Here is a 22,894-nt window from a genome sequence, read left to right as displayed (position 1 = left end):
GCTGTTTACGAACACCGCATTTAATTCAATGTTGCCTATACTGTGTGTAATGCAATATGAGAGTTCACTATGTTAGCCCCCGATTTACCAGCTAATGAAAATACAAGAATTAAAACCCTACAAAGCTTAAATGTGCTCGACACACCGCCTGAGCAAAGGCTCGATAGAGTTACGCAAATTGCCGCTAAAATGTTTAACGTACCTATCGCATTGGTATCGTTAGTTGATAAAGAGCGGCAGTGGTTTAAGTCTTGTGTTGGTTTAACGGCAAGTGAAACACCGCGTGATATTTCCTTTTGCGGCCATGCCATTTTGAGTGATCAAGCATTGGTTGTTACAGATACGTTGGCAGATGAGCGTTTTGCAGATAACCCGTTGGTAAAGGGCGAGCCGAATATTCGCTTTTATGCGGGGATCCCTCTTGAGCATGAAAATGGATGCCGTTTGGGTACCTTGTGCATTATTGATAGCAAACCTCGTAATTTTAATACAGACGATATTGCCTTATTGAAAGAGCTTGCGATACTTGTGGAACTTGAGTTAGTAAATAAATTACCAAATACCACAGACCCCGTAACAGGGTTATCAAACAAAGTTGGTTTTAAGTTATTAGCGCCGATTAGTTTAAAGGTGTGTCAAAAATTAAATCTTAAAGTTTCGGTAGTGTATTTGTTTATGAAAGGGCTGCTTAGTTATCGTCATGATCGACAGAAGTATACGACTATTTTAAAGACAACAGCTGAACTTTACAAAACCACATTTAGAGCGACTGATTTAATCGCCCGTTATGATGAAAATGGATTTGTTGCGCTAGTAAGTAATGCGGACAAACATAATACGCAAGAGCTACTTGATTGTTTGATTACGCAAATGAATGACGTTGATTTTGACGTGCACCATGATAGCCCTATTGAGTTAATAACAGGTGTCATCGACAGCTCACCATTTTGTGATATTGATGAGCTGATCTTTAACGCCTTTATTAAGCTGCATGAGCAAGGCGAGGGGCTTTAGAAACAGGATGCGACAATAAGCTTCTTAATCATCTCTTGGCTTGGTTTTATTTTTTCCATCGCTAAAAATTCATCGGGTTGGTGGGCTTGTTGTATTGAGCCTGGACCCATTACGATTGTTTCACAACCGAGTTGTTGTAAAAAAGGCGCTTCGGTGCAATAGTTTACTGCTTGTGCTTTTTCACCTGACAGTTTTTCAGCAAGTTTTACTAAACTGCTATCGGTGCTGCCTGAAAACGCGGGAATAGGTTCGTGCAAATCATGTACCGCCACCGCGTTTGGATATTGCTCATTTATCGGCGCTACCGCCAGCAACAGCATTGCTTGAAGTTCTGGAATACTAATGCCGGGAATTGGGCGCATATCAATATGTAACTCGCAACAACCACAAATGCGGTTGGCATTGTCACCACCATGGATGTGTCCAAGGTTTAAAGTTGGGTAGGGTATTTTAAAATCTGTTAGTGAATATTTATTCTTTATGTCTTCTTTTAGTTTTAATAGCTGGCTAATCACAAGCTGCATGACTTCTATCGCGTTTAAACCCGCATCAGGATCAGAGCTATGACCTGCTTTACCTGTTACACGAATTGCCGTCGACATATGTCCTTTATGAGTATAAACAGGCACCATGTCGGTAGGTTCACCAATAATACAACGAGCCGGCTTTAGTTTATTCTGTTTGGCGATTTCAATTGCGCCAGCCATTGTAGTTTCTTCATCTGCGGTCGCTAAAATTGTAATAGGCTGTTTTAGATTAGCGAGTCCAGTATCGTTATCTATTTCTTGTAATGCATTTAAAACAAAAGCAAAAAAGCCTTTCATATCGATACTGCCTAAGCCATAAAACTTATTGTCTTGTTCGCTTAATTTGAACGGGTCGAATTGCCAACGACTATCGTCAAATGGCACTGTGTCTGTATGTCCTGCCAGCATTAAACCGCCTTCACCCGTACCTAACTTTGCCGCTAAATTGTATTTTCCCAGATTATTATCAAGTTCTGTAATTTCGACTGCAAAGCCAAGTGATTCACACCAAGTTGCCAATAAATTGATGACTTCGCGGTTACTCATGTCGAGTGATGGCACCGTTGCGCTAATCGACGGTGCAGCAATAAGTGCACCATACATATCAAGAAAGTGTAATTGCGACATGATTACCTCAAAATATTTAATAAATAATTATGCAAAAAAGTTGAATATAAATTTACATTGGTTTATTCTGCATTTCAATTCATTATTTTGAAATAATTAGTACCGAGACTAACAGCATGCAGAACTCAATTTTACGACGATAACACTTTTTGAAAACTTGTCTTTATACCCTTAATAGTTTTTTGGAAAAAATATGAATATCGTTATCGTTGGTGCAAGCGGTTACTCAGGTGCTGAGCTTGCCAAATTAATCTCTCTACATAACTCACTAAAGTTAGTGGGTATGTATGTGTCTGAAAATAGCTTAGATAAAGGTAAATCGCTTGCTAGTCTTTATCCTGAACTAAATGGCATTGTTGCAGGTGAAATAGCGCCGTTAAATAGTGAGGCATTTTCAGTAATCGAACAAAATGCCGATGCCATTTGCCTATGCACAGAACATTCAGTCAGTGTCGAACTTGCCCCTCAGTTTTTAGCAATGGGCAAAAAAGTATTTGATTTATCTGGAGGCTTTCGTCTGTCATCAAATGATGACTATGAAACCTATTATGGCTTTAAACACACTAGCCCTGAGCTATTAGAACAAGCTGTTTATGGTCTTGTTGAATGGCAAAAAGATCAAATCAAAAATGCACAGTTAGTAGCAGTACCTGGTTGTTACCCAACCGCTGCGCTAAATGCGCTTAAACCATTAAAACAAGCCGGCTTACTTACTGATGATACTGTGATTATCAATGCGGTTTCTGGTGTTACTGGCGCTGGGCGTAAAGCCAATGTGGCAACGCATTTTTGCGAAGTGAGCTTAAAACCATACGGTTTATTTAATCATAGACATGGCCCTGAAATTGAAAAATACCTTGACCACAAGGTGTTGTTCACACCGCATTTAGGCAATTTTAAACGTGGTATTCTTGAAACTATTTATGTCAAAGTAAAACCAGGCACTACTGCAAAGCAAATAGCTGAGTCATATCAGGTGCTTGCTGATGAGCCTTTAATTCGCTTACTTGGCGATGTTATTCCATCAATTAAAGGTGTTGAGAACACGCCGTTTGTTGATATTGGTTGGCAGTTACAGGGTGACCAACTTATTGTTATTTCTGCGATTGATAATTTACTTAAAGGCGCGTCAGGCCAAGCACTGCAATGTATTAATTTAACTTTAGGACTGCCTGCTCATAGTGGCTTTCAAGGAGTGAATCATGGCTAATTGGGTAATTAAGCTAGGTGGCGCGGTATTAAATAATATTGATGCTGCAAAAGCGTTAATTGATGTGCTTCATCAAAAGCCAAAAGACAAATTTATTTTAGTGCATGGCGGTGGCTCATTAGTAGATAGCTGGTTAAGCGATGCGGGCTTTGTTACGTCAAAGCACCTTGGTCTGCGCATTAGTCCGCGTGAACAAATGCCTTACATTGTCGGTGCGCTTGCGGGTTGTGCAAATAAGCAATTAATGGGCGCGGCAATTAGTAATGGTTTTAAGCCTGTTGGTTTAAGCCTTTATGAAGCAGGTCTTGTTAGTGAGCAAAAGCTAAAAGCCCTTGGTCAAGTTGGTACTTGCATTGAAAACGATGCCAGTATTCTTAAATCGCTGCTAAATGCGGGATGTTTTCCGATTGTGAGTTCAATTGGTTTTGACTTAGAAGGCAATTGGTACAACGTAAACGCCGATGAAGCAGCAGCTGGTATCGCTCAATTGCTTGATGCGGAGCTTGTTTTTATGACAGATGTAGAAGCTGTATTAGATCACAAGCTTAATCCATTACATCAGTTATCAAGTGCTGATATCAGCACATTAATCGAAGAGGGAGTCATTAAAGGCGGCATGCAGGTAAAAGTAAATACCAGCTTGCAAGCTGCTCAACATTTACGACGTGGCGTGTATATCTCGAGCTGGCAAAAGCCAGATAACTTAATCGCATTGCTCAATGGTGAGCATGTGGGAACCAAGATTACGCCATAGGAAAAACAATGACTCAACAATTTATTACGGGCTTAGAGCTAAACAAAGAAGCCAACTTAAAATTACTTAACTTAGCATTACAAATTAAAAATAACCCAATGGATTTTGCCGATGCTCTTAAAGGGAAATCGGTTGTTACGCTATTTGAAAAACCAAGTTTACGTACTCGCCTGTCGTTTGATATCGGCATTAACAAACTCGGTGGTCATGCGGTTTATCTTGACCAGCAAAACGGTGCTATGGGGCAACGTGAATCGGTAAAAGATTTTGCCTTGAATATTTCGACGTGGGCGGATGGCATTGTGGCGCGTGTAATGGCACATAGCACATTAACTACGCTTAGCGAATTTTCTTCTGTGCCGGTTGTAAATAGTTTGTGTGATTTATATCACCCGTGCCAAGCACTCGCTGACTTTTTGACATTGACTGAAATTTACGGCGACGTAAGCCAACTAAAATTGGCCTATTTAGGTGAAGGTAACAATGTCACGCACTCACTGATGCTGTTAGCAGCAAGCTTAGGTACTGACTTTGTTGCGGTATGCCCTAAAGGCGCATCACCTGATGCACAAATTGTAAAACAAGCTGAAGCAATCGCAGCACAAAATGGTGCATCGGTCTCGGTAAGTGACCGCGTAGAAGCTGCAGTTGGGTCGAACGCACTCTATGCTGATACTTGGGTATCAATGGGCGATAACACACCATTAGAGCTGGTAAAAGAAAAGTACATGCCGTACCAAATTAATCAAAAACTGCTTGATATGACAGGCGCATCAAGTGTGCTTCATTGCCAGCCAGCGCACCGTGAATTTGAGATTACCTCTGAGGTAATGGACGGTGAAAAATCATTCATAATACAACAAGCTGAAAATCGTATGCATGCGCAAAATGCTCTGCTTGTAAGTTTATTAAACCCAAATTTTGTGTAAGGAATCGGTAACATGAGTTCTATTAAAAAAGTTGTACTAGCATACTCAGGTGGTCTTGATACATCGGCTATCGTGCCATGGTTAAAAGAAAACTATAACTGTGAAGTAGTAGCATTTGTTGCAGATGTCGGCCAAGGCGCTGAAGAGTTAGAAGGCGTAGAAGCAAAAGCAATTGCATCGGGCGCATCTGAGTGTCATATCGTTGATTTAAAAGACGAGTTAGTTGCCGATTATATTTATCCAACGCTTAAAACCGGCGCAATTTACGAAGGTACTTACTTATTAGGTACGTCAATGGCGCGCCCTATTATTGCTAAAGCACAGGTTGAAGTTGCGCGTAAAGTAGGCGCTGATGCACTTTCTCACGGCTGTACCGGTAAGGGTAATGACCAAGTGCGTTTTGAAAGTTGCTTTGCAGCCCTTGCACCCGATTTAAAAGTAATTGCACCTTGGCGTGAATGGGATTTATCAAGCCGTGAATCATTACTTGACTACCTTGCTGAGCGCAATATTCCATGTTCGGCGTCGGCGACTAAAATTTATAGTCGTGATGCAAACGCGTGGCACATCTCACACGAAGGTGGTGAGCTTGAAGATCCGTGGTGCCAACCGAGCGATCAAGTATGGACATGGACAAATTCGCCAGAGCAAGCGCCAAATGAGTCACAACTTGTTCAGTTAAGTGTTAAAAATGGTGAAGTAGTTGCGGTAAATGGTGAGCAAATGTCACCGTTTCAAGTACTCACTACGCTAAACGAAGTTGCAGCGCCCCATGGTATTGGTCGTGTTGATATCGTTGAAAACCGTTTGGTAGGTATGAAGTCGCGTGGTTGTTATGAAACACCTGGAGGCACTGTAATTATGGCGGCACTTCAAGCGATTGATGAGTTAGTGCTTGATAAAACCAGCCGCAAATGGAAAGACACTTTAGCGAATGAGTTCTCACACCTTGTTTATGACGGTCGTTGGTTTACGCCACTAAAAGATTCAATCTTAGCTGCAGCAGAAGCGTTTTCGACTCTTGCAACCGGCGAAGTGGTATTAAAGCTTTATAAAGGTCAAGTTACTGCAGTTCAAAAGCAATCTGAAAACTCATTATATAGTGAAGACTTTGCAACGTTTGGTGAAGATGATGTGTACGACCAATCACATGCAGAAGGCTTTATTCGTCTATTTTCATTAAGCAGTAGAATTTCTGCAATGAATAACAAGTAATCTTGCCGAGAATTAGTGAGAGGATAGAGTTATGGCACTGTGGGGCGGACGTTTTTCTTCGGGACCAGATCACGCATTTAAGCAATTTAATGACTCACTGCCATTTGATTATCAAATGGCAGAAGAAGACATTATTGGTTCTGTGGCTTGGGCTGGTGCGTTACAACAAGTTGATGTGTTAACAGCGGACGAACATCAAAAATTAGTAGCAGGTTTAAACGAACTTTTACATGAAGTTCAGCAAAACCCAAATGCAATTGCAACGGCTGGGGATGAGGATATTCACTCGTATGTAGAGGCAAAGCTAATTGAAAAAGTGGGCGATCTTGGTAAAAAGCTGCACACAGGTCGTAGCCGAAATGACCAAGTAGCTACTGATTTTCGCTTGTGGAGCCGAAAAACTGCGAAGCAATTACTTGCGGCCATAGCGTCATTAAAAAATGCCTTAGTCACCCTTGCGGAAAAAGAGTTTGGTACTGTGCTACCTGGATATACACATCTACAGCGTGCGCAACCTGTGTTGTTTAGTCATTGGTGTATGGCATATTTTGAAATGCTGGAACGTGATGAAGCGCGTTTAGAAAGTGCGCTTAGCCGCATTAATGTCTGTCCGCTAGGTTCCGGTGCGCTGGCCGGTACTGCCTATGCCATCGACCGTGAACAACTGGCTGCTAATTTAGGTTTTGATAGAGCAAGCCGTAATAGCCTTGATGCCGTGTCGGACCGCGATTTTGTGGTAGAGCTTTTAAGCTGTGCGTCAATTTCAATGATGCACTTATCACGCCTTGCAGAAGATATGATCTTTTACAATTCGGGTGAAGCAGGCTTTATTGAACTGGCAGATAGCGTGACGTCTGGCTCAAGCCTGATGCCGCAAAAGAAAAACCCAGATGCGCTAGAACTTATTCGGGGGAAAACTGGTCGTGTATTTGGCGCTTTTAGTGCAATGATGATGACCTTAAAAGCACTACCGCTAGCGTATAATAAAGATATGCAAGAGGACAAAGAAGGGCTTTTTGATGCAATGCCAACTTGGCTTGCTTGTATTCATATGGCTGAAGCTTGCATTAAAGGTGTTAAGGTTAATGCGGATAAAACCAAAGCTGCGGCACAAGGCGGTCATGCTAATGCGACAGAGCTTGCAGATTACTTAGTTGCCAAAGGTATTCCATTCCGTGAAGGACATCACATTGTTGGTGAACTGGTACAAGTGGCAATTTCAGAGGGTAAAAACCTTGAAGATTTATCGCTTTCGCAGTTTAAAGCTGTTTGCGAAGTAATCGCAGAAGATGTGTACCCCGTGCTTGAACTACAAGCGTGTTTAGATGCGCGTTTAGCACTTGGTGGTACATCGCCGACGCAAGTTCAATTTGCCATTAGCAACGCAAAAAAAAACGCTGAATTTACGGTAAGAGATGCCACGCTAAACGATGTAGAAGCAATTGCTGAACTTATCCAATATTGGGCGCGCGAAGGCGAAAACTTACCACGTGCAAAAAGCGATATGATCCACAGTATCAATGAATTTGCTGTTACAGAAGTGAATGGCAAAGTGACAGGGTGTGCATCGTTATATATTTACGATACAGGCCTTGCTGAAATTCGCTCGTTAGGTGTTAATCCTGAATCGAATGTGAAAGGGCAGGGACGAGCGTTGGTAAATCACCTAATTGAAAAAGGTGGTAAGTTGGCGCTAGGGCGTATTATCGTATTGACTCGAGTGCCTGGTTTTTTTAGTAAGTTAGGTTTTGCTGACAGCCATAAATCTCAATTACCTGAAAAGGTAATGAAAGATTGTGAGTTATGCCTTAGAAAAGATAATTGTGATGAGGTTGCTATGGACTATTTGATTGCACGGCCAAATTCGTTGCGTATTGATTGTCGCAATGTAGCCTAAATTCATTTCAAATTTAATCGCCATTAAAAGCACAACAGCTATGCTGTTGTGCTTTTTTACGTTTAACACTTTTTGTACTTTACTCAATAGGTATAGTGCTATGTAGATTGCAGTTGTTATTCAATTTGATTTTATTGTTATATAAAACAGTAAATTAAATTTAACCCTTTATTCGTATATTGCGAGTAATTCGCATTTCTGGATCGCTAATTGCTAAATTTGAGCACCTGATGTTTAGTTGTCAGAAAAATGACAGTTAAAGGCCCTAGGTATATAGCAGTATAAATAATTAAAAAAATAATGCTTAGGGGTATCTTTAAAAATTAGTTTATAAGGAATTGAAAAATGCAAATTAACGGTACCAATAGCTTAAATGCTACACAATATGCTCAAACGCAAAACAGTCAGTCAACTGCAGTTAAATCAGAGGGTTCACAAAACACCCTACAAAATGATAAGGTGACTTTATCTACTGATTTGCAACGCGGTGGCGGTATAATTAAAACCGACTCTTATGCAAATTTAAAGCGTGGCGGTGGTATAATCAAAACTGACTCGCAAGCAGATTTGAATCGTGGCGGCGGTATCATCAGAACTGACCCACAAGAAAATTTAAATCGCGGTGGTGGCATTATTAAAACTGATTCACAAGCAGATTTAAATCGTGGCGGTGGCATCATTAAAACTGATTCTTACGCAAATTTAAATCGTGGCGGCGGTATCATTAAAACAGATTCGTACACAGATTTAAATCGTGGTGGCGGCATTATCAAGACCGATTCTTACGCCGATTTAAATCGTGGTGGTGGTATTATTAAAACTGATTCACACGCAAACTTAAATCGCGGTGGCGGTATTATCAAAACGTAAAGATTAAATGATTTGGACGACTAACCTGGCACTAACTATGGGAACACTTGTTGTTTGGGGGTTCCTAATGGCATTTTTGTTTAATATATTTATGCGTACTGTTTCTGCTAAAACAGATAACTATTTAGTCTGGGTTAGTGCCATTATGTTTGCGTCATATTATTTCAGTGACTTATTTCACGATCTCAGCTCAGGTACTGAGATTTACTTTACGTGGTTTATTTATGATCTGCTCACGTTGCTTGTTGTTCTTTTTCCGCTTCTGTTTAAACGTCGTCTAAATCTCATTTTAAAACCAGCTTCAATTTATATTTTTATTGGTTTAATCGTAAATGCAATTTTGTTTTTAGCCATGTTTATTGATATGAACTTACTAGGCAATAGAGAGCCATGGTTGTTGTGGTCTATTTATAGCTTTACGGTGAATGCGGTTGATTATGCAATGATTATTACATTAATTATTGGTCGTGATTGGTTAGGCTTAATTAGATTAGCTCGTTACGTGTACTCAAGAGCCCTTAAATCAGAAGCCAAACATGAAGCACGCACTGAACAGTGCGCTCATATAGTATTACACGCTTAATATCAGAAGCGATATTCCCAACTGCCACTTAGTGCGAATTCTGTATCCGAATTATTAGCAAACTTATCGCGCCAAGTTGTTGCTTTTAGCTTTAACAAACCGTCAAATAACCCTTGCTGATAACCCACCTCTAGTTGCAAGCGCTTTGTATCAAGTTTTTCAAAATCCATATGACGTAGTTTTACAAATCCAGCATAGCCATTTGTAGTTTGGTAGCTGCTTGATAAACTCACGCCTTTAACATTCTGACCGATACTTGCCGCGATATTTTCACCTAAGTGCGCGTACCCTTGCTCATAATATGGGTGCTGATATTGGCAATGGCTCAAGGTTGCAATATAACGACAGTTTGAAATCGTATCTGAGTATTCAATATAGTTTTTAACTAAGAAATCTTGGCCACCAAAAAAGTGTTCAGCGCCTAAGGTGTACATTGTATCTTCAGGTAAAAAGCTTAGCTCGTTGGTACCAGCATATTCACCATAAAGTGCAATAGACTGATTAAACAGTCGTGTACTGTATTTAACATCAATGCTGGTTAATTGGTTATATTCATTAACCCCATTGTTATCGAGCTTATTCTTGGTCAGTATGACATCTGATAGCGCACCAAAGCCATGATCTGTATTTGGACTATCAAATTGCGCAGTTTGGTTTACACCTAACTCTAAACCCGTAATCGGGGTTGATGAAAAGCGCATAGCCCAAAATAGGGTGTCTTTGTCATCGTTTTTGAGGTGCTTATCTTGACCAACAAAGGCTGAAAAATTCCACGGACCAATAAATGAGAGAAAACTCGGTCCATAGTAATCGGTATTTAAACGGCTAAAGCGTAGTCCCGGCATTGGATCGGCGTTGTTTGAGAGTAACAACGCGTTATCATTACTTGGGCCAAACCATTTGTTAATTTGCTCAACACTGACGCTCCAATTGCCGTATAAAACCGCCAAATAAGAACCGTCATAGTTGAGTTCCTTTTGGCTGGTGGCATCTTTGCTATAGCCAATAGATACTTTTGCAGTCACTCTGTCACCCATTAGTACAGAGGTACCTTGAATGTTACCTTTATGCTTATTGCGTTCGCCAAAACTTTGTAAGCTGCTTGGCTCACTGTTACCACTTAGTTTAACTGATGAATAGGAGCCTGATTTTGCAGCTTTAAGCGCATGTTGTACTTTACGAAGTGCGAAAATACCATCATCAGATAGCTTATTGCGATTGATCATTGATAAATCTTGCGCAATACCTTGCCACATAAGCGGATAGCTATTTACAGGGCGTTTAATCGCGCCCTCACTCACTAATTGCTCAATCGCGGCGCGTAAAAATGGGTCATCGGTGCCAATCCAAGGCTCAGCAAAAACGTTTGCTGCAAAAACTAAACTACATGATGCAGCAATATGGCTTAACTTCATTTTGCCAACTTTTCCTTAAGGGCGTTTACGACAATAGGGTCTACAAATTCATGAACATCACCACCATGAATTGCCACTTCTTTTACTAGGCTTGATGAAATAAATGAGTTTTTCTCAGCAGGTGTTAAAAACACTGTTTCAAGCTCTTTATTGAGTCGGCGGTTCATATTGGCTAATTGAAATTCAAATTCAAAATCCGATACAGCACGTAAACCGCGTACTAATACGTGTGAATTTTGTTCTCTTGCTAAGTCTGCAAGCAAACCAGAAAAACCAATTACCTTTACGTTATCTAGGTGTGACAAAATAGATTTTGCGATTTCAACACGTTGTTCTAATTCAAAAAATGGCTTTTTATTTGGGTTGTGTGCAACGGCTAAAATTACTTCGTCGAACATTTTAGCGGCGCGCGCTACTAAATCTGTGTGGCCATTTGTGATTGGATCAAAGGTTCCAGGATAAATCGCTTTTACTTTCATGGTTTTGGTAACTTAGTGATGATGCTGGCATTTTATCAAGCTTTAATTGGAATACCAATCGCCAAGCGAGACATTTTGCCAATTGGTATTCAACACTAGATTGTTTATACTGCGCGGTATTAACGTTAGGCATAATAGGATATTTATGAGTACCAAGGATAAGATAATTCAAACAAGCATTGCATTGTTTAACCAGCATGGAGAGCGTGCGATAACAACCAACCATATCGCATCAGAAATGGGTATTAGCCCAGGTAACTTGTATTATCACTTTAAAAATAAAGAAGACATTTTACGCAATATCTTTAGCCTTTATAAAAATCACCTTAAAGATAATTTTATCCCAATGGATAAAAATCAAGATGTGATGGCGCAGCTCGCCGGCTATCTTGATTCACTGGTTGAATTAATGTGGCGTTTTAACTTCTTTTATAACAACTTAACCGATATTTTAAGCCGCGATAATGAGCTTAAAGCGCAATATTTAGAGCAGCAAGCACAACTGTTAGAACAAGTAGCAGCGGTTATTGCAGGGCTAAAATACGCCGAAGTTATTGAGATCGATGACAGCGATATCGTTGAACTTGCACATATGGTGAAACTAACAGTGAGTTTTTGGACGCCGTATGTAAAAGCGCATAGCGAAGATGGTCGCTTGTCAAAACAGGATATTTTTGGTGGTATTGTTAAAGTGATATTACTGTTTAAGCCTTACGCCAAAGGCGCAGGCTTAGAACAGCTAAAAGAATTACAACAAGAATACATTAATAAGCAACTTGACGTTGAGCAGGTGGTTGCTTAACGGTCTGTTTGGCAGTGCGTTAACAGTTGCTGCCAAAACGCGATACCTTTTTCTCGCGCGAGATTAATGTTCGTCTCTGGAATACCTTCCGGATCAGGGTGAATATCAAGTACCCTTGCCATTGAAGCTTCTCTTATTAAATGTAATGTAGGATAAGGTGCTCTGTTGGTGTAGTTCGCTGCATCTTGCTCATCACTATCGGCAAATACATAGTCTGGGTGGAAATTGGCGATTTGAATAAAGCCTTCATAACCGCTTGATACCAACATCGCATTAGCTAAATCAACCAAATCTAAAAAATCGTCAAAATTTTGAAAGCCTTCGCTAAAAATATGCAGGCAGGTTTCAATATCGTCGTTTTCACGCATTTCTTGTATTAATGAGAGCATTTCAATTACCGCATCTTCATGCGACTTTATTTTGCTATCTACATAGTTAATTGTATTGTTAACCACTTCTTTTTTGGCAAAAGGGCAAAAGTTATACCCAACAATAACGCGGCTAACCCAGTTTTTAGTTTGTTCAATCGGTGATAATGTCATGAAAAATCTCGTTTTCGATAAGCGTTATTGTGCGTTTAACCGCGCCACTGTTAGCATTCAATATAGCTAACGCATTGTCACCTAGTTCTTTTTGCTTGCTAGGGTCGTTTGCAATTGAAAGCAGGCTTTTACAAAGCGCATCGGCACTATCAACACACAAGCAGGCATTACTGTCTAGTAATTGCGGGTAGACATGTAAAAAGTTGGTGTAGCTTGGTCCGGTAATAATTGGAATACCAAATGCCGCAGCCTCAAGTGGATTATGACCGCCGCGCTCAATTAAACTACCGCCAATAAAAGCACTGTTTGCGGCCCCAAACAATGTGAGCATTTCCCCCATGGTATCTGCGAGTAGTACTGCTTGCCCATTGTGTAGCGCTTTACTGCGTTGGCTAAAACTAATATTTTGTTGTGTTAAATAGGCTGCTACTTTGGCAAATTGCTCAGGATGGCGCGGAGCGATAATCAGTAGGGCGTTTGGCTGTTGCTCTAACAGTGATAAATGTGCAGCAATAACCTGTTCATGTTCGTTAGGGTGAGTTGAACCTGCAACCCAAATAAAATCATGTGTTGTAAGCTCAGATTGAAACTTTGCTACGTTGTTTGTTATTTCATTATTTAACGTAATATCAAACTTAATCGAGCCAGTCACATGCGCATTTTTTGGGTTTAAACCGAGTGCTAAAAAGCGTGCTGCATCCTCTTTATTATGCGCTGCTAGCAAGCCTATGTTATGCATGATTTGTTTGCTTAAAGGCATTATGCGCTCATAGCCTTTTTGCGATTTTTCCGATAAACGCGCATTAATAACACACACAGGTATGCCATGTTTACTTGCTTTAATAATCAAATTTGGCCAAAGCTCAGTTTCTAAAATAACAATGGCTTTTGGTTTTAATTGTTTTATAAAACGTGAAACAGCGCCAGGAAAATCGAGTGGCAAATACACATGTTGCACGCTGTCATTAAATTGCTTTTTTATTTCCGCTGAGCCCGTAGGTGTATTGCAGGTTATAGTGACAAGGTGAGTCTGTTTTAATGTGTTAATTAATTTACATGCGGCCATTAACTCACCGACAGACGCGCAGTGAATCACTAGACTGTTTGGTTTTAAATTATCATCATAAAAACCAAGACGTTCAGCCCAACGTTTACGATATTCAGGCGCTTTTTTTCCGCGTAACCATAAGTGCAAAAACACCAGCGGTGATAAAAGATATAAAACAAAACTGTAAATGATGCGTGCCATATCGACCTCACGAGATAGAGCGGCGAGTTATAACATATTTATACAATTTTTGCTGCGCTATGTGATGGCGTTTTGTTATCATGAATGGATAATTCTATAACGACTTCGCCTATGAAACTCAGTAATTTACTTATTATTGCAGGGGCATTTGTTGCAACAGAAAGTGCTGCAAAACCTACTGTATATTTGCCTTTGGGCATAGACGCCCACTTAGAAAGCCAACTTGATCGCATGTTTGTACTTACCCGTGGTACGCCTATGCATAAGCCGTATGCGTTAAGTGAAGTCGACCTTGCACTAAGACAGCTAAAACAAAAAGATAGTAGATTGTATCGTTACTTAGTGGGCGAGCTTAAACGTTATCGTGGTGAAGACAAGATCAGCCGTTATGGTTTACGAACTACAGCAAGCAGCGGTGATACGATGCCGATTGCTAACCAGCGCGGTTTAACAACCGATGAATATGCGCAAGGTTTTTTCGAAGGTATTTGGCGCCCTAATGACTTTATGTTGGCACAAATAGGTGTAGATTACCGGGTTAAAGGTCAAGACTTAGTTGCTTATAATTCGACACTGAGCATGGCTGCAGCTAACCTGCAACTAGATATTGGTTACAGAGATCACTGGTACTCGCCATTTAAAAATTCGGCGCAAATTATGTCGAATAACGCACAAATGCCAATGAGTATTTCACTAGGCACGGTTGAGCCGCTTAATAACTGGTGGAACCTTGATTTTGAATTGTTTTATACCGAACTCGATGAAGTAAAAGAGGGTATTCAGTATCAAGGTGAATGGCACGACGGTAGCCCTGAACTTGTTGGCATGCATGGTTCAATTGAACCGCTACACGGCTGGAAAATAGGCTTTAACCGTGTGATGCAGTTTGGTGGTGGTCCGCGTGAGACGGATATCAGTGATATCTTTAAAGCATTTTTTGACCCATCAGGTAACGATAATGCTGATAATGACTTGAGCACAGACGATGAATTTGGTGACCAAATGATCTCGTTTACCTCTAGCGTTTATTTTGATTGGGTAACACCAATTGAAATTTACGCAGAATATGGTGCTGAAGATACCTTGCATGGCAGCAATTTTAAATTTGGCAATCAAACCATTTCATTTGGTACGTATTTACCAAAATTAACTAACAACTCTTCATTAAGATATGAATATAACAAGTGGAATACACTTTGGTATGTTCACCACTTGTATAAAAATGGTAATACTAATGAAGGTTTCACATTTGGTCATTTTGCTGCTGATAATCGTAATTTCGGCGATGGTGTACCGGCTGATGTACACACCATTAATTATGACTATTTTGAATCAGTATTGAGCTCTTGGCAGTTTAAGCTAAGCACGCAAAATAACGACAGCGATGATTATCAGCGCGCTTATTCGTTATCAGTGCTTAACAGTCGTAAAGTGGGTGAATACCGGGTTGAAACCAGTTTAATGGGTGGGAAAAACGTTTACGATGAAAGTTATGGTTATTTATCTGTAACCATGTTTTGGTAATCATTGATTATGGCCTAGAGTTCGCTCTAGGCTAACTTCAGAATATTCTCAGCAGCAACGACGACTTCCGAAGCAGCAATATTATCAACTCGCTTTTTCCCTTCAAGAACTGAATTAGCCTTAAGTGGGCGCCAGCTTGATGCCGACTCTCTGATCAATGCGATTTGTGGCAGTGATAAGCTGCTTGCGATATGCATAATCGCAGTTTCAACAGAAATCACTAAGTCGCAGGCTTGCATAACACTCGGCAGCTCAAAGAAATCCTTAGTTGCTGAAAATGCTTCTACAGCAATGTTTGTTTGCTGTGCACACCAGTTAGAAACTTCATCAAATTTATGTGGCGGCGCGTTTAACACAAACAGTGTATTAGGTGACTTTTCAGTTAGTTTTGCTGTTAATTCAGCTAATTGCGATAGTTGCCAGTCACGTTTTTCATTAGTCGAAATATGATTAATGAAAATAGTCGGCCCATTACTTAAGTTCTTAGCGTTACGCCATGCGTTAATTTGTTGTTTGCCTTGTTCACCCAATGAGTTTGTGACCAAAATTTCGCGAGAGCGCTGTTGTTCGTCAAGCGACACAGCAAACAGGCGAGAGAAAATATGGTTATAAAAATCACTAATGTGCTGGCTGGTAGCTAATTCAGACAGTGCAATTGTAGTACTTAATGATTTGTACTGGTTGCGATAAAACAAACGCGACAAAAGGCTTTTAGGCTCAGTGCCAACTATGGTGGCATTTGCGTTGATAGCCTGTGCCACTTTTAAATAGGCCGGTGCGCGTGTAGTGGCAACAAATACAATAAAATCATACTGCTGATTTTTTGCATCAGCGATTAATTGTTCTCTGTGCTCGTTACTACTGGCAATGGGATATATGGTATTTAGGTGGTTTTCTTTTGCTAGCCACTGCTGCAAAGTAGAATTCCTGCCTGAATGCCAAGATTTTTTCTTATTGCGACAATCATCAATCCACACGTCAATTTGCACATCAGTGTACTGCTTTGATAGGGCTTTTAGAAACGCGCCCTGATAGACATAATCACCTAATGCAAGGTGAGTCATGTACAGTACTTTACTGCCTTTTTTGAGAGTCAGTTCAGGAACTTGTATTTGAGTTGTGGTTGAATGCTTGCTTTGATGCACTTAAATCTCCCTGCGCATGAACGGGAATTGTAACAAACAACCCTGCTGCAAGGGTAGTAAATTTAAAGATTCTTAAAAGTTTAACAAAGCCATTTGTTAAGATTGGTTAACAAGCCTCGCCATTTTAAGACGATTCGTTATAAAATGAAGTTAACTATTTATAGATGCAATAAACAAAGACCTATGGAAGCGATTACAAACTCATACTTAGCAAGCTTAGAACGTCACCGCAAAGTGTTTGCTATTATGGAGCAATACCAACAACAATCACTATTACTGCTACAAGCTTGCCAAGAAACCTTAGATAAAGGCGGCAAAGTAATTTGGTTTGGTAATGGCGGCAGTGCAGCCGACTCGCAACATTTAGCCGCTGAGTTTGTAGTGCGTTATAAGAATGAACGTGGTCCTTTAGCATCCATTGCACTTACAACGGATACGTCAATTTTAACCGCGCATGCTAATGACTATCACTTTGATACGGTATTTGAACGCCAAGTTCAGGCTCTTTGCAAACCAGAAGATTTAGTGATTGGTTTAACGACTTCAGGCACCAGTGCCAATATTAATCTCGCACTAGAAGCAGCAAACAAAATTGGTGCCTACACGGTAGCATTAACCGGTCGTGATGGCGGTAAGGTAAAAGATATAGCACGTTTACCAATTATTATTGCAAACGATGAAACTGCGCGTATTCAAGAAGCGCATATGTTTATTGGCCATTGGTTGTGTGAAGCAGTTGATATGCTAGTTGCCGAAAAGAGCTAAGTGTTGATTATGGATTTATCGTATTTTAATCAGTTATCAAACAGCAAAATTTTAGTTGTTGGCGATGTAATGCTAGACCGTTACTGGCATGGTGATACTGGGCGTATTTCACCTGAGGCGCCGGTGCCAGTGGTAAAAGTCAGTGGTCTTGAAGATAAAGCCGGTGGTGCGGCAAACGTTGCAAAAAATATCGCACACCTTGATGGCAAGGTAAGTTTGCTTGGCATTATCGGCGATGATGATAACGGACAAAGTCTTGAGGCGTTACTAAAGTCAGAGAACATTGATTCTCAGCTTATTCGTCAGTCAGAGGCGCCAACAATCGCGAAAATGCGTGTGATTAGCCGTCACCAACAAGTCGTGCGCTTAGATCTTGAAGAGCGTTTTAGTGAAGCCCATTCACAGCTTTTGCTTGAGCAGCTTAAAACCCTGATTAACGATTTTGATCTGGTGGTATTTTCTGACTACAACAAAGGCTCACTGCATTTAATTGCGGATATGATTGCCGTTGCAAAAGACGCAGGCAAAACGGTTTTAGTTGACCCGAAATCAAAACAGTTGGCAGATTACCGCGGCGCGGATTTTATTACGCCAAATCTTACAGAGTTTAAAGCGGCTGGTGGTGTTGTCGGTGATGAAGCAACCATCACGCAAAGTGCACGCGATATTATTGCTGAGTGTGGTTTAGGTAGCATGCTGTTAACGCGTTCAGAGCAAGGAATGTCGCTTATTACGCCGAATGAAAAATACGATTTTGCAGCGCAAGTATTAGAAGTGTCAGATGTAACTGGTGCCGGTGATACGGTAATCGCAACGTTGGCGGTAATGTTAAGTACAGGCATGCCAGCAGCGCAAGCCGTTGAAATTGCAAACATTGCAGCAGGCTTAGTAGTTGCAAAACTGGGTGCTGCCACCGTATCACCAGAAGAGCTAAGTGCCAAACTAACGCAATATTTACGTGATACCGGTGAGCAGTACCAAGCGCCAGCACAAGAGGTATTGCATCATATTGAGCTTGCGCGTCAACGCGGTGAAAAAATTGTCTTTACCAATGGCTGCTTTGATATTTTACACGCGGGGCATGTGCGCTACTTGGCGCAAGCTAAAGCGCGTGGCGATAAGTTAGTAGTGGGTTTAAACAATGACGAGTCGATTAGCCGTTTAAAAGGGCCAACGCGACCTATTAATCCTCTTGATGAGCGTGCCACCGTGATCAGTGCGTTAGCATCAGTCGATTGGGTGATCCCGTTTGGCTCTGAAGCTGAAAATGATACCCCAGCTAAGCTGATTGAACTTGTAAAGCCTGATGTTCTGGTGAAAGGCGGTGATTATAAAGTGTCGGAAATTGCCGGCGCTGATTTTGTACTTGCAAACGGTGGTCAAGTTGAGGTGCTGGAATTTGTAAATGGCTGCTCAACATCGAACGTTATTCATAAAATTCAAAGCGATAGCTAGTAACCACCTCTTTATTGGCGCACTAAGCTGTTTTTAGTGCGCTGTTATACACTTCAATAAATACCTTCCAATCCTTTTCTAACCAATAAAATTGTGCGTTGCGATTAGCTTCTTTATCAAATGAGCGCTTTAGGCGTGTAATATTACTTTGCGCTTCTTGTGGGTTGAATGCGGCGCGAGTGCCACGGTCAAAATCAATTAAGAAAACGCGTCCATCACTAATTAAAATATTATTGATATTAAGGTCGGCATGATTAACGCCGTGATTATGAAAATCGGCAATTGTTTTTGCACAGTCAGCAAGCTCTTTTTGACTTATTGATCGGGTTTTTAGGATATCGAGCAGGCTTTGCGAGTGTGGTAGTGCCTCAGTAATGATATCTCCACGATAGATTAGTCCCGATTTTACTACCTTAGCCGCAATGGGTTTAGGTACGGGTAGGCCAATACCTTCAAGCTCTACTAATAACTTGAATTCTTGGTATGTTCTTGTTTTTTCAAAGCCTAAATACAGGTATTGGTCGGATAATAGTTTACCAATTAAGCCGCCACGCCAGTAATGGCGCAGTACACCCGTTGTGTTACCACAATCAAAAAAGTAAGTTGTTGCACGGCCACGTTTTTTGGCGCTAATCAAATCATTACGGCTTAAATACTCAACATCAAATAAATTAGGATCGAACGTGCCCTCCAAGTTGCTTGGGGTAATGATGGTGGCTGAACCGTGTTTTTGAAATGACAGCATGGCGATTTAAACTAAATAGTAATTGCGTGCAAAAAGGGATTATACCAAGTTTTAATTTACGTTAAACTGCACGCATCTATTTATATGTTTTTAGGTAAATTGTGAGCTTACAAGGGCCGTTCAACGATATTTGTATTTTACGTCTTTCAGCAATCGGTGATGTATGTCATGCCGTTTCTACGGTGCAGGCAATTCAGCGTCATTATCCAAACGCTAAAATTACATGGGTTGTTGGAAAAATAGAGGCGATGTTATTAGCTGATTTACCGGGAGTTGAGCTGGTTGTTTTTGATAAAAAACAAGGCAAAGCGGCTTATCACTCACTTAAAGAACATTTTAAAGGGCGTAAGTTTGATGTGTTATTGCACATGCAAGTTGCGCTGCGTGCCAATTTAGCGGCGCGTGTTATTCCTGCAAAAGTAAAAGTTGGATTTGATTGGCAGCGCGCTAAAGAAGGGCACTTTTTATTTACCAACCACCGTATTGCAGCTGAAAAAGAAGCCCATGTACTTGAGGGGTTTCGCGGTTTCGCAAAAGCCATAGGTGTGCCTCATTATGAGCCATCGTGGCAGATGCCAGTAACCCAAGAAGACAGAGACTTTGCTGAAGAAACTTTATCGCCACTTGGCGATAAAGTATTGGTGCTTTCGCCTGCTGCAAGTAAAGCTGAGCGCAATTGGTTACCAGAGCACTATGCCGAAATAGCGGATTATGCGGTGCAACAAGGATTTAGTGTTGTTATAACGGGTGGGCCTACAGAGCTCGAGGTCACACTTGCAAAGCAAATTGAAAGTGCGATGAAATCAACAGCACTTAACCTTGTTGGCAAAACAAACTTAAAACAATTGTTATGTGTGTTAGAAAACGCTTCTCTTGTCATTGCGCCAGATACTGGCCCCGCACATATGGCGGTGACTATGGGCACGCCGGTGATTGGGCTATATGCACATTCGAATCCGGCGCGTACCGGCCCTTATTTATACCAAAATTATGTGGTTGAGGTTTATCATCAAAACCTAAAAAAGCAAACCGGCAAAACAGCAACCCAATTGCCATGGGGTACACGTGTAAAAGGCAAAGATTTAATGCAACAAATTAGCGTAGACAGCGTTAAAGAGATGTTTGACCGTGTTGTAAACGAAAAGGCATTGTAATGAGTGATAAGGCTGTTTTTCTCGATAGAGATGGTGTTGTTAACGTTGACCACGCCTATGTTTATAAAATTGATGATTTTGAATTTATTGCTGGTGTATTTGAGGCGTGTCAGTTATTTCAGGCCGCGGGTTACAAAATTGTGATTGTAACGAATCAGTCAGGTATTGGGCGCGGTTACTATACCGAACAAGATTTTCATACGCTTACCGATTGGATGGTGGCGCAGTTTAAACAACGTAATGTGGAAATCAGCAAAGTCTACTTTTGCCCGCATCACCCAACTAAAGGTGTTGCACAATATAAACAGCAATGTGATTGCAGAAAACCTAAGCCAGGCATGCTATTGCAAGGTGTGAAAGAGCTCGGGCTGGACCCATCAAAATGCATTATGTTTGGCGATAAAGGCTCAGACATGTTAGCAGCAAAGGCGGCAGGGTTTAGTAAGAAGATTCTTGTTCTGTCTGGGCAATCGTTTGACGCGCAAACTATCACGCTAGCTGATGACGTATGGCAATCGCTGAATTGTGCTAGTGAAAAGTTTAGTGAAAACACCTAGGATTAATTAGTGAACTATTTAAAATGCAGTTTATTAAACTGCATTTTTGTTTAGTTGTAGTTTTATCTACTTTTCTAATCGCATTTACTAGTATTAAGTGCATTTATCAACCTAACCTTTTACAATTACCCCTTTAAATATAAGCTACAATTTTAAGGCTTAGCATTCGTCGTTTTTAACGTATGTGTGGAAAACGCGCGAGCAACCCGTTCTATTAGGCATTGGAGACTTTGGATGAGAGCATCTGCATTTTTTGATCAGCTTAAACAACAGATTGAACAAGTAAAAGAAGATGGATTATACAAAAGTGAACGTGTAATCACGTCACAACAACAAGCTGAAATTGAAGTTGCATCTGGCGACTCAGTAATCAACTTTTGTGCAAATAACTACTTAGGTTTAGCAAATCACCCAGAGTTAATTAATGCAGCAAAAGCTGGATTAGATGACCACGGTTTTGGTGTGGCATCGGTACGTTTTATTTGTGGTACGCAAGACATTCATAAAACGTTAGAAGCAAAAATCAGTAACTTCTTACAAACTGAAGATACCATTCTTTATTCATCTTGCTTCGATGCTAACGCAGGCCTTTTTGAAACAATTTTAGGCCCAGAAGATGCGATTATTTCAGACTCGTTAAACCATGCATCAATTATTGATGGTGTGCGCTTATGTAAAGCAAAACGCTTCCGTTATGCCAATAACGACATGGCTGATTTAGAGCAGCAATTAATCGCAGCTGATGAAGCGGGTGTTAAAACCAAACTAATTGCTACAGATGGTGTGTTCTCAATGGACGGCGTTATTTGTAACTTAGAAGCGTTATGTGATTTGGCTGACAAATACGATGCACTGGTTATGGTTGATGATTCTCACGCGGTGGGTTTTGTTGGCGAAAACGGTCGTGGTACACCTGAATACTGTAATGTAATGGACCGCGTTGACATTATCACGGGTACACTAGGTAAAGCGCTAGGTGGTGCATCGGGCGGTTATACGTCAGGTAAAGCTGAAATTGTAGAATGGTTACGTCAGCGTTCTCGTCCTTACTTATTCTCAAATTCTCTCGCGCCTTCAATCGTTACAGCATCAATCAAAGTACTTGATATGCTTACCGATGGTAAAGAGCTGCGCGATACACTTTGGCAAAATGCGGCGTACTTCCGTGAGCAAATGGAAGCGGTTGGCTTTACTTGTGCAGGTAAAGATCACGCAATTATTCCAGTAATGTTAGGTGATGCTAAATTAGCAGCTGAAATGGCTGATAAGTTACTGGCTGAAGGCATTTACGTAACAGGTTTCTCATTCCCTGTAGTACCAAAAGGGCAAGCGCGTATTCGTACACAGATTTCCGCTGCGCATACCCGTGAGCAACTAGATAAAGCAATTGCTGCATTTACCCGTATTGGTAAAGAATTAGGTATCATTTAATTTGA

22 protein-coding genes are annotated in these 22,894 nt (G+C 40.8%); 15 read left to right on the top strand and 7 right to left on the bottom strand.

The window, feature by feature from the left end:
• Positions 1 to 69: 69 nt before the first annotated feature.
• Entirely contained in the window at positions 70 to 1,014 is a 945-nt protein-coding gene (locus ACHSBP_RS20085) for a GAF domain-containing protein (protein ID WP_395390279.1), read from the top strand.
• Here ACHSBP_RS20085 and argE read toward each other — a convergent pair.
• On the bottom strand, positions 1,011 to 2,168 hold the full coding sequence (gene argE / locus ACHSBP_RS20080) for an acetylornithine deacetylase (RefSeq protein ID WP_395390278.1): 1,158 nt from the start codon (positions 2,166 to 2,168) through the stop codon (positions 1,011 to 1,013). The two genes, ACHSBP_RS20085 and argE, sit on opposite strands and share 4 nt — an antisense overlap.
• A gap of 193 nt (positions 2,169 to 2,361) precedes the next feature.
• On the opposite strand from argE, the gene argC reads away from it, so the two are divergent.
• The 7 genes from argC to ACHSBP_RS20045 all read left to right on the top strand — a co-directional run bounded on the left by argC (position 2,362) and on the right by ACHSBP_RS20045 (position 9,626).
• Positions 2,362 to 3,378 carry an N-acetyl-gamma-glutamyl-phosphate reductase gene (argC, locus tag ACHSBP_RS20075; protein WP_395390277.1) on the top strand — a complete coding sequence of 339 codons (1,017 nt, stop codon included), beginning with the start codon at positions 2,362 to 2,364 and terminating at the stop codon, positions 3,376 to 3,378.
• Positions 3,371 to 4,132: an acetylglutamate kinase gene (argB, locus tag ACHSBP_RS20070; protein ID WP_010560868.1), complete on the top strand. Its 762-nt coding sequence runs from the start codon at positions 3,371 to 3,373 to the stop codon at positions 4,130 to 4,132. Before argC ends, argB begins: the two co-directional genes overlap by 8 nt.
• A gap of 8 nt (positions 4,133 to 4,140) precedes the next feature.
• On the top strand, positions 4,141 to 5,061 hold the full coding sequence (locus ACHSBP_RS20065; protein WP_010560867.1) for an ornithine carbamoyltransferase: 921 nt from the start codon (positions 4,141 to 4,143) through the stop codon (positions 5,059 to 5,061).
• A 12-nt stretch (positions 5,062 to 5,073) separates the two neighbouring features.
• Positions 5,074 to 6,276, top strand: coding sequence for an argininosuccinate synthase (locus ACHSBP_RS20060; protein ID WP_395390276.1), 1,203 nt, complete (start codon positions 5,074 to 5,076; stop codon positions 6,274 to 6,276).
• A gap of 31 nt (positions 6,277 to 6,307) precedes the next feature.
• Positions 6,308 to 8,173, top strand: a complete 1,866-nt coding sequence (gene argH, locus ACHSBP_RS20055) for an argininosuccinate lyase (RefSeq protein WP_395390275.1) — start codon at positions 6,308 to 6,310, stop codon at positions 8,171 to 8,173.
• 345 nt (positions 8,174 to 8,518) lie between these two features.
• Positions 8,519 to 9,043 (top strand): hypothetical protein, encoded by a 525-nt coding sequence (locus ACHSBP_RS20050; RefSeq protein ID WP_395390274.1) that lies wholly within the window; start codon positions 8,519 to 8,521, stop codon positions 9,041 to 9,043.
• A 67-nt stretch (positions 9,044 to 9,110) separates the two neighbouring features.
• On the top strand, positions 9,111 to 9,626 hold the full coding sequence (locus ACHSBP_RS20045; RefSeq protein ID WP_395390273.1) for a hypothetical protein: 516 nt from the start codon (positions 9,111 to 9,113) through the stop codon (positions 9,624 to 9,626).
• A 2-nt stretch (positions 9,627 to 9,628) separates the two neighbouring features.
• Here ACHSBP_RS20045 and ACHSBP_RS20040 read toward each other — a convergent pair whose 3' ends face one another.
• Positions 9,629 to 11,041 carry a capsule assembly Wzi family protein gene (locus tag ACHSBP_RS20040; protein WP_395390272.1) on the bottom strand — a complete coding sequence of 471 codons (1,413 nt, stop codon included), beginning with the start codon at positions 11,039 to 11,041 and terminating at the stop codon, positions 9,629 to 9,631.
• Entirely contained in the window at positions 11,038 to 11,520 is a 483-nt protein-coding gene (gene coaD / locus ACHSBP_RS20035) for a pantetheine-phosphate adenylyltransferase (RefSeq protein ID WP_395390271.1), read from the bottom strand. The genes ACHSBP_RS20040 and coaD overlap by 4 nt, the downstream gene beginning before the upstream one ends.
• 145 nt (positions 11,521 to 11,665) lie before the next feature.
• On the opposite strand from coaD, the gene ACHSBP_RS20030 reads away from it, so the two are divergent.
• Positions 11,666 to 12,322, top strand: a complete 657-nt coding sequence (locus ACHSBP_RS20030) for a TetR/AcrR family transcriptional regulator (protein ID WP_395390270.1) — start codon at positions 11,666 to 11,668, stop codon at positions 12,320 to 12,322.
• Here ACHSBP_RS20030 and ACHSBP_RS20025 read toward each other — a convergent pair.
• Positions 12,319 to 12,864: a DUF1415 domain-containing protein gene (locus ACHSBP_RS20025; protein WP_395390269.1), complete on the bottom strand. Its 546-nt coding sequence runs from the start codon at positions 12,862 to 12,864 to the stop codon at positions 12,319 to 12,321. The genes ACHSBP_RS20030 and ACHSBP_RS20025 overlap by 4 nt on opposite strands.
• Complete coding sequence (gene waaA / locus ACHSBP_RS20020; RefSeq protein WP_395390268.1) at positions 12,845 to 14,113, bottom strand: lipid IV(A) 3-deoxy-D-manno-octulosonic acid transferase; 1,269 nt, start codon at positions 14,111 to 14,113, stop codon at positions 12,845 to 12,847. The genes ACHSBP_RS20025 and waaA overlap by 20 nt, the downstream gene beginning before the upstream one ends.
• Before the next feature lie 111 nt (positions 14,114 to 14,224).
• On the opposite strand from waaA, the gene ACHSBP_RS20015 reads away from it, so the two are divergent.
• Positions 14,225 to 15,637: a capsule assembly Wzi family protein gene (locus tag ACHSBP_RS20015; protein WP_395390267.1), complete on the top strand. Its 1,413-nt coding sequence runs from the start codon at positions 14,225 to 14,227 to the stop codon at positions 15,635 to 15,637.
• A gap of 26 nt (positions 15,638 to 15,663) precedes the next feature.
• Here ACHSBP_RS20015 and ACHSBP_RS20010 read toward each other — a convergent pair whose 3' ends face one another.
• A complete protein-coding gene (locus tag ACHSBP_RS20010) occupies positions 15,664 to 16,782 on the bottom strand; it encodes a glycosyltransferase family 9 protein (protein WP_395390266.1) in 1,119 nt (372 codons plus the stop codon).
• A 183-nt stretch (positions 16,783 to 16,965) separates the two neighbouring features.
• Here ACHSBP_RS20010 and ACHSBP_RS20005 point away from each other — a divergent pair, with 183 nt between their 5' ends.
• Together ACHSBP_RS20005 and hldE are read left to right on the top strand one after the other, a co-directional pair.
• Positions 16,966 to 17,547 carry an SIS domain-containing protein gene (locus tag ACHSBP_RS20005; RefSeq protein WP_010560855.1) on the top strand — a complete coding sequence of 194 codons (582 nt, stop codon included), beginning with the start codon at positions 16,966 to 16,968 and terminating at the stop codon, positions 17,545 to 17,547.
• A gap of 9 nt (positions 17,548 to 17,556) precedes the next feature.
• Entirely contained in the window at positions 17,557 to 19,002 is a 1,446-nt protein-coding gene (gene hldE, locus ACHSBP_RS20000; protein WP_395390265.1) for a bifunctional D-glycero-beta-D-manno-heptose-7-phosphate kinase/D-glycero-beta-D-manno-heptose 1-phosphate adenylyltransferase HldE, read from the top strand.
• A 22-nt stretch (positions 19,003 to 19,024) separates the two neighbouring features.
• Here hldE and ACHSBP_RS19995 read toward each other — a convergent pair whose 3' ends face one another.
• The gene (locus ACHSBP_RS19995) at positions 19,025 to 19,747 is read right to left on the bottom strand and encodes a 3-deoxy-D-manno-octulosonic acid kinase (RefSeq protein WP_395390264.1); all 723 of its coding nucleotides are present in this window, start codon (positions 19,745 to 19,747) and stop codon (positions 19,025 to 19,027) included.
• A gap of 101 nt (positions 19,748 to 19,848) precedes the next feature.
• Here ACHSBP_RS19995 and ACHSBP_RS19990 point away from each other — a divergent pair, with 101 nt between their 5' ends.
• From ACHSBP_RS19990 to ACHSBP_RS19980, 3 genes are all read left to right on the top strand, one after another.
• A complete protein-coding gene (locus ACHSBP_RS19990) occupies positions 19,849 to 20,901 on the top strand; it encodes a glycosyltransferase family 9 protein (protein ID WP_395390263.1) in 1,053 nt (350 codons plus the stop codon).
• Entirely contained in the window at positions 20,901 to 21,458 is a 558-nt protein-coding gene (gene gmhB, locus ACHSBP_RS19985) for a D-glycero-beta-D-manno-heptose 1,7-bisphosphate 7-phosphatase (RefSeq protein ID WP_395390262.1), read from the top strand. The genes ACHSBP_RS19990 and gmhB overlap by 1 nt, the downstream gene beginning before the upstream one ends.
• 234 nt (positions 21,459 to 21,692) lie before the next feature.
• Positions 21,693 to 22,889 carry a glycine C-acetyltransferase gene (locus ACHSBP_RS19980; protein WP_395390261.1) on the top strand — a complete coding sequence of 399 codons (1,197 nt, stop codon included), beginning with the start codon at positions 21,693 to 21,695 and terminating at the stop codon, positions 22,887 to 22,889.
• Positions 22,890 to 22,894: the final 5 nt, after the last annotated feature.

The sequence above is a fragment of the Pseudoalteromonas sp. XMcav1-K genome (assembly GCF_044005875.1).
GTDB lineage: Bacteria > Pseudomonadota > Gammaproteobacteria > Enterobacterales > Alteromonadaceae > Pseudoalteromonas > Pseudoalteromonas spongiae.
The sequence above is the reverse complement of the archived record's forward strand: the minus strand, read 5'-3'. Positions and strand labels throughout refer to the sequence as shown.

What these genes read in the sequence shown, in the direction of transcription:
- ACHSBP_RS20085 (WP_395390279.1), top strand. Translation starts at nt 70, where the DNA reads ATGTTAGCCCCCGATTTACCAGCTAATGAAAATACAAGAATTAAAACC.
- argE (WP_395390278.1), bottom strand. Translation starts at nt 2,168, where the DNA reads ATGTCGCAATTACACTTTCTTGATATGTATGGTGCACTTATTGCTGCA.
- argC (WP_395390277.1), top strand. Translation starts at nt 2,362, where the DNA reads ATGAATATCGTTATCGTTGGTGCAAGCGGTTACTCAGGTGCTGAGCTT.
- argB (WP_010560868.1), top strand. Translation starts at nt 3,371, where the DNA reads ATGGCTAATTGGGTAATTAAGCTAGGTGGCGCGGTATTAAATAATATT.
- ACHSBP_RS20065 (WP_010560867.1), top strand. Translation starts at nt 4,141, where the DNA reads ATGACTCAACAATTTATTACGGGCTTAGAGCTAAACAAAGAAGCCAAC.
- ACHSBP_RS20060 (WP_395390276.1), top strand. Translation starts at nt 5,074, where the DNA reads ATGAGTTCTATTAAAAAAGTTGTACTAGCATACTCAGGTGGTCTTGAT.
- argH (WP_395390275.1), top strand. Translation starts at nt 6,308, where the DNA reads ATGGCACTGTGGGGCGGACGTTTTTCTTCGGGACCAGATCACGCATTT.
- ACHSBP_RS20050 (WP_395390274.1), top strand. Translation starts at nt 8,519, where the DNA reads ATGCAAATTAACGGTACCAATAGCTTAAATGCTACACAATATGCTCAA.
- ACHSBP_RS20045 (WP_395390273.1), top strand. Translation starts at nt 9,111, where the DNA reads ATGGCATTTTTGTTTAATATATTTATGCGTACTGTTTCTGCTAAAACA.
- ACHSBP_RS20040 (WP_395390272.1), bottom strand. Translation starts at nt 11,041, where the DNA reads ATGAAGTTAAGCCATATTGCTGCATCATGTAGTTTAGTTTTTGCAGCA.
- coaD (WP_395390271.1), bottom strand. Translation starts at nt 11,520, where the DNA reads ATGAAAGTAAAAGCGATTTATCCTGGAACCTTTGATCCAATCACAAAT.
- ACHSBP_RS20030 (WP_395390270.1), top strand. Translation starts at nt 11,666, where the DNA reads ATGAGTACCAAGGATAAGATAATTCAAACAAGCATTGCATTGTTTAAC.
- ACHSBP_RS20025 (WP_395390269.1), bottom strand. Translation starts at nt 12,864, where the DNA reads ATGACATTATCACCGATTGAACAAACTAAAAACTGGGTTAGCCGCGTT.
- waaA (WP_395390268.1), bottom strand. Translation starts at nt 14,113, where the DNA reads ATGGCACGCATCATTTACAGTTTTGTTTTATATCTTTTATCACCGCTG.
- ACHSBP_RS20015 (WP_395390267.1), top strand. Translation starts at nt 14,225, where the DNA reads ATGAAACTCAGTAATTTACTTATTATTGCAGGGGCATTTGTTGCAACA.
- ACHSBP_RS20005 (WP_010560855.1), top strand. Translation starts at nt 16,966, where the DNA reads ATGGAAGCGATTACAAACTCATACTTAGCAAGCTTAGAACGTCACCGC.
- hldE (WP_395390265.1), top strand. Translation starts at nt 17,557, where the DNA reads ATGGATTTATCGTATTTTAATCAGTTATCAAACAGCAAAATTTTAGTT.
- ACHSBP_RS19995 (WP_395390264.1), bottom strand. Translation starts at nt 19,747, where the DNA reads ATGCTGTCATTTCAAAAACACGGTTCAGCCACCATCATTACCCCAAGC.
- gmhB (WP_395390262.1), top strand. Translation starts at nt 20,901, where the DNA reads ATGAGTGATAAGGCTGTTTTTCTCGATAGAGATGGTGTTGTTAACGTT.
- ACHSBP_RS19980 (WP_395390261.1), top strand. Translation starts at nt 21,693, where the DNA reads ATGAGAGCATCTGCATTTTTTGATCAGCTTAAACAACAGATTGAACAA.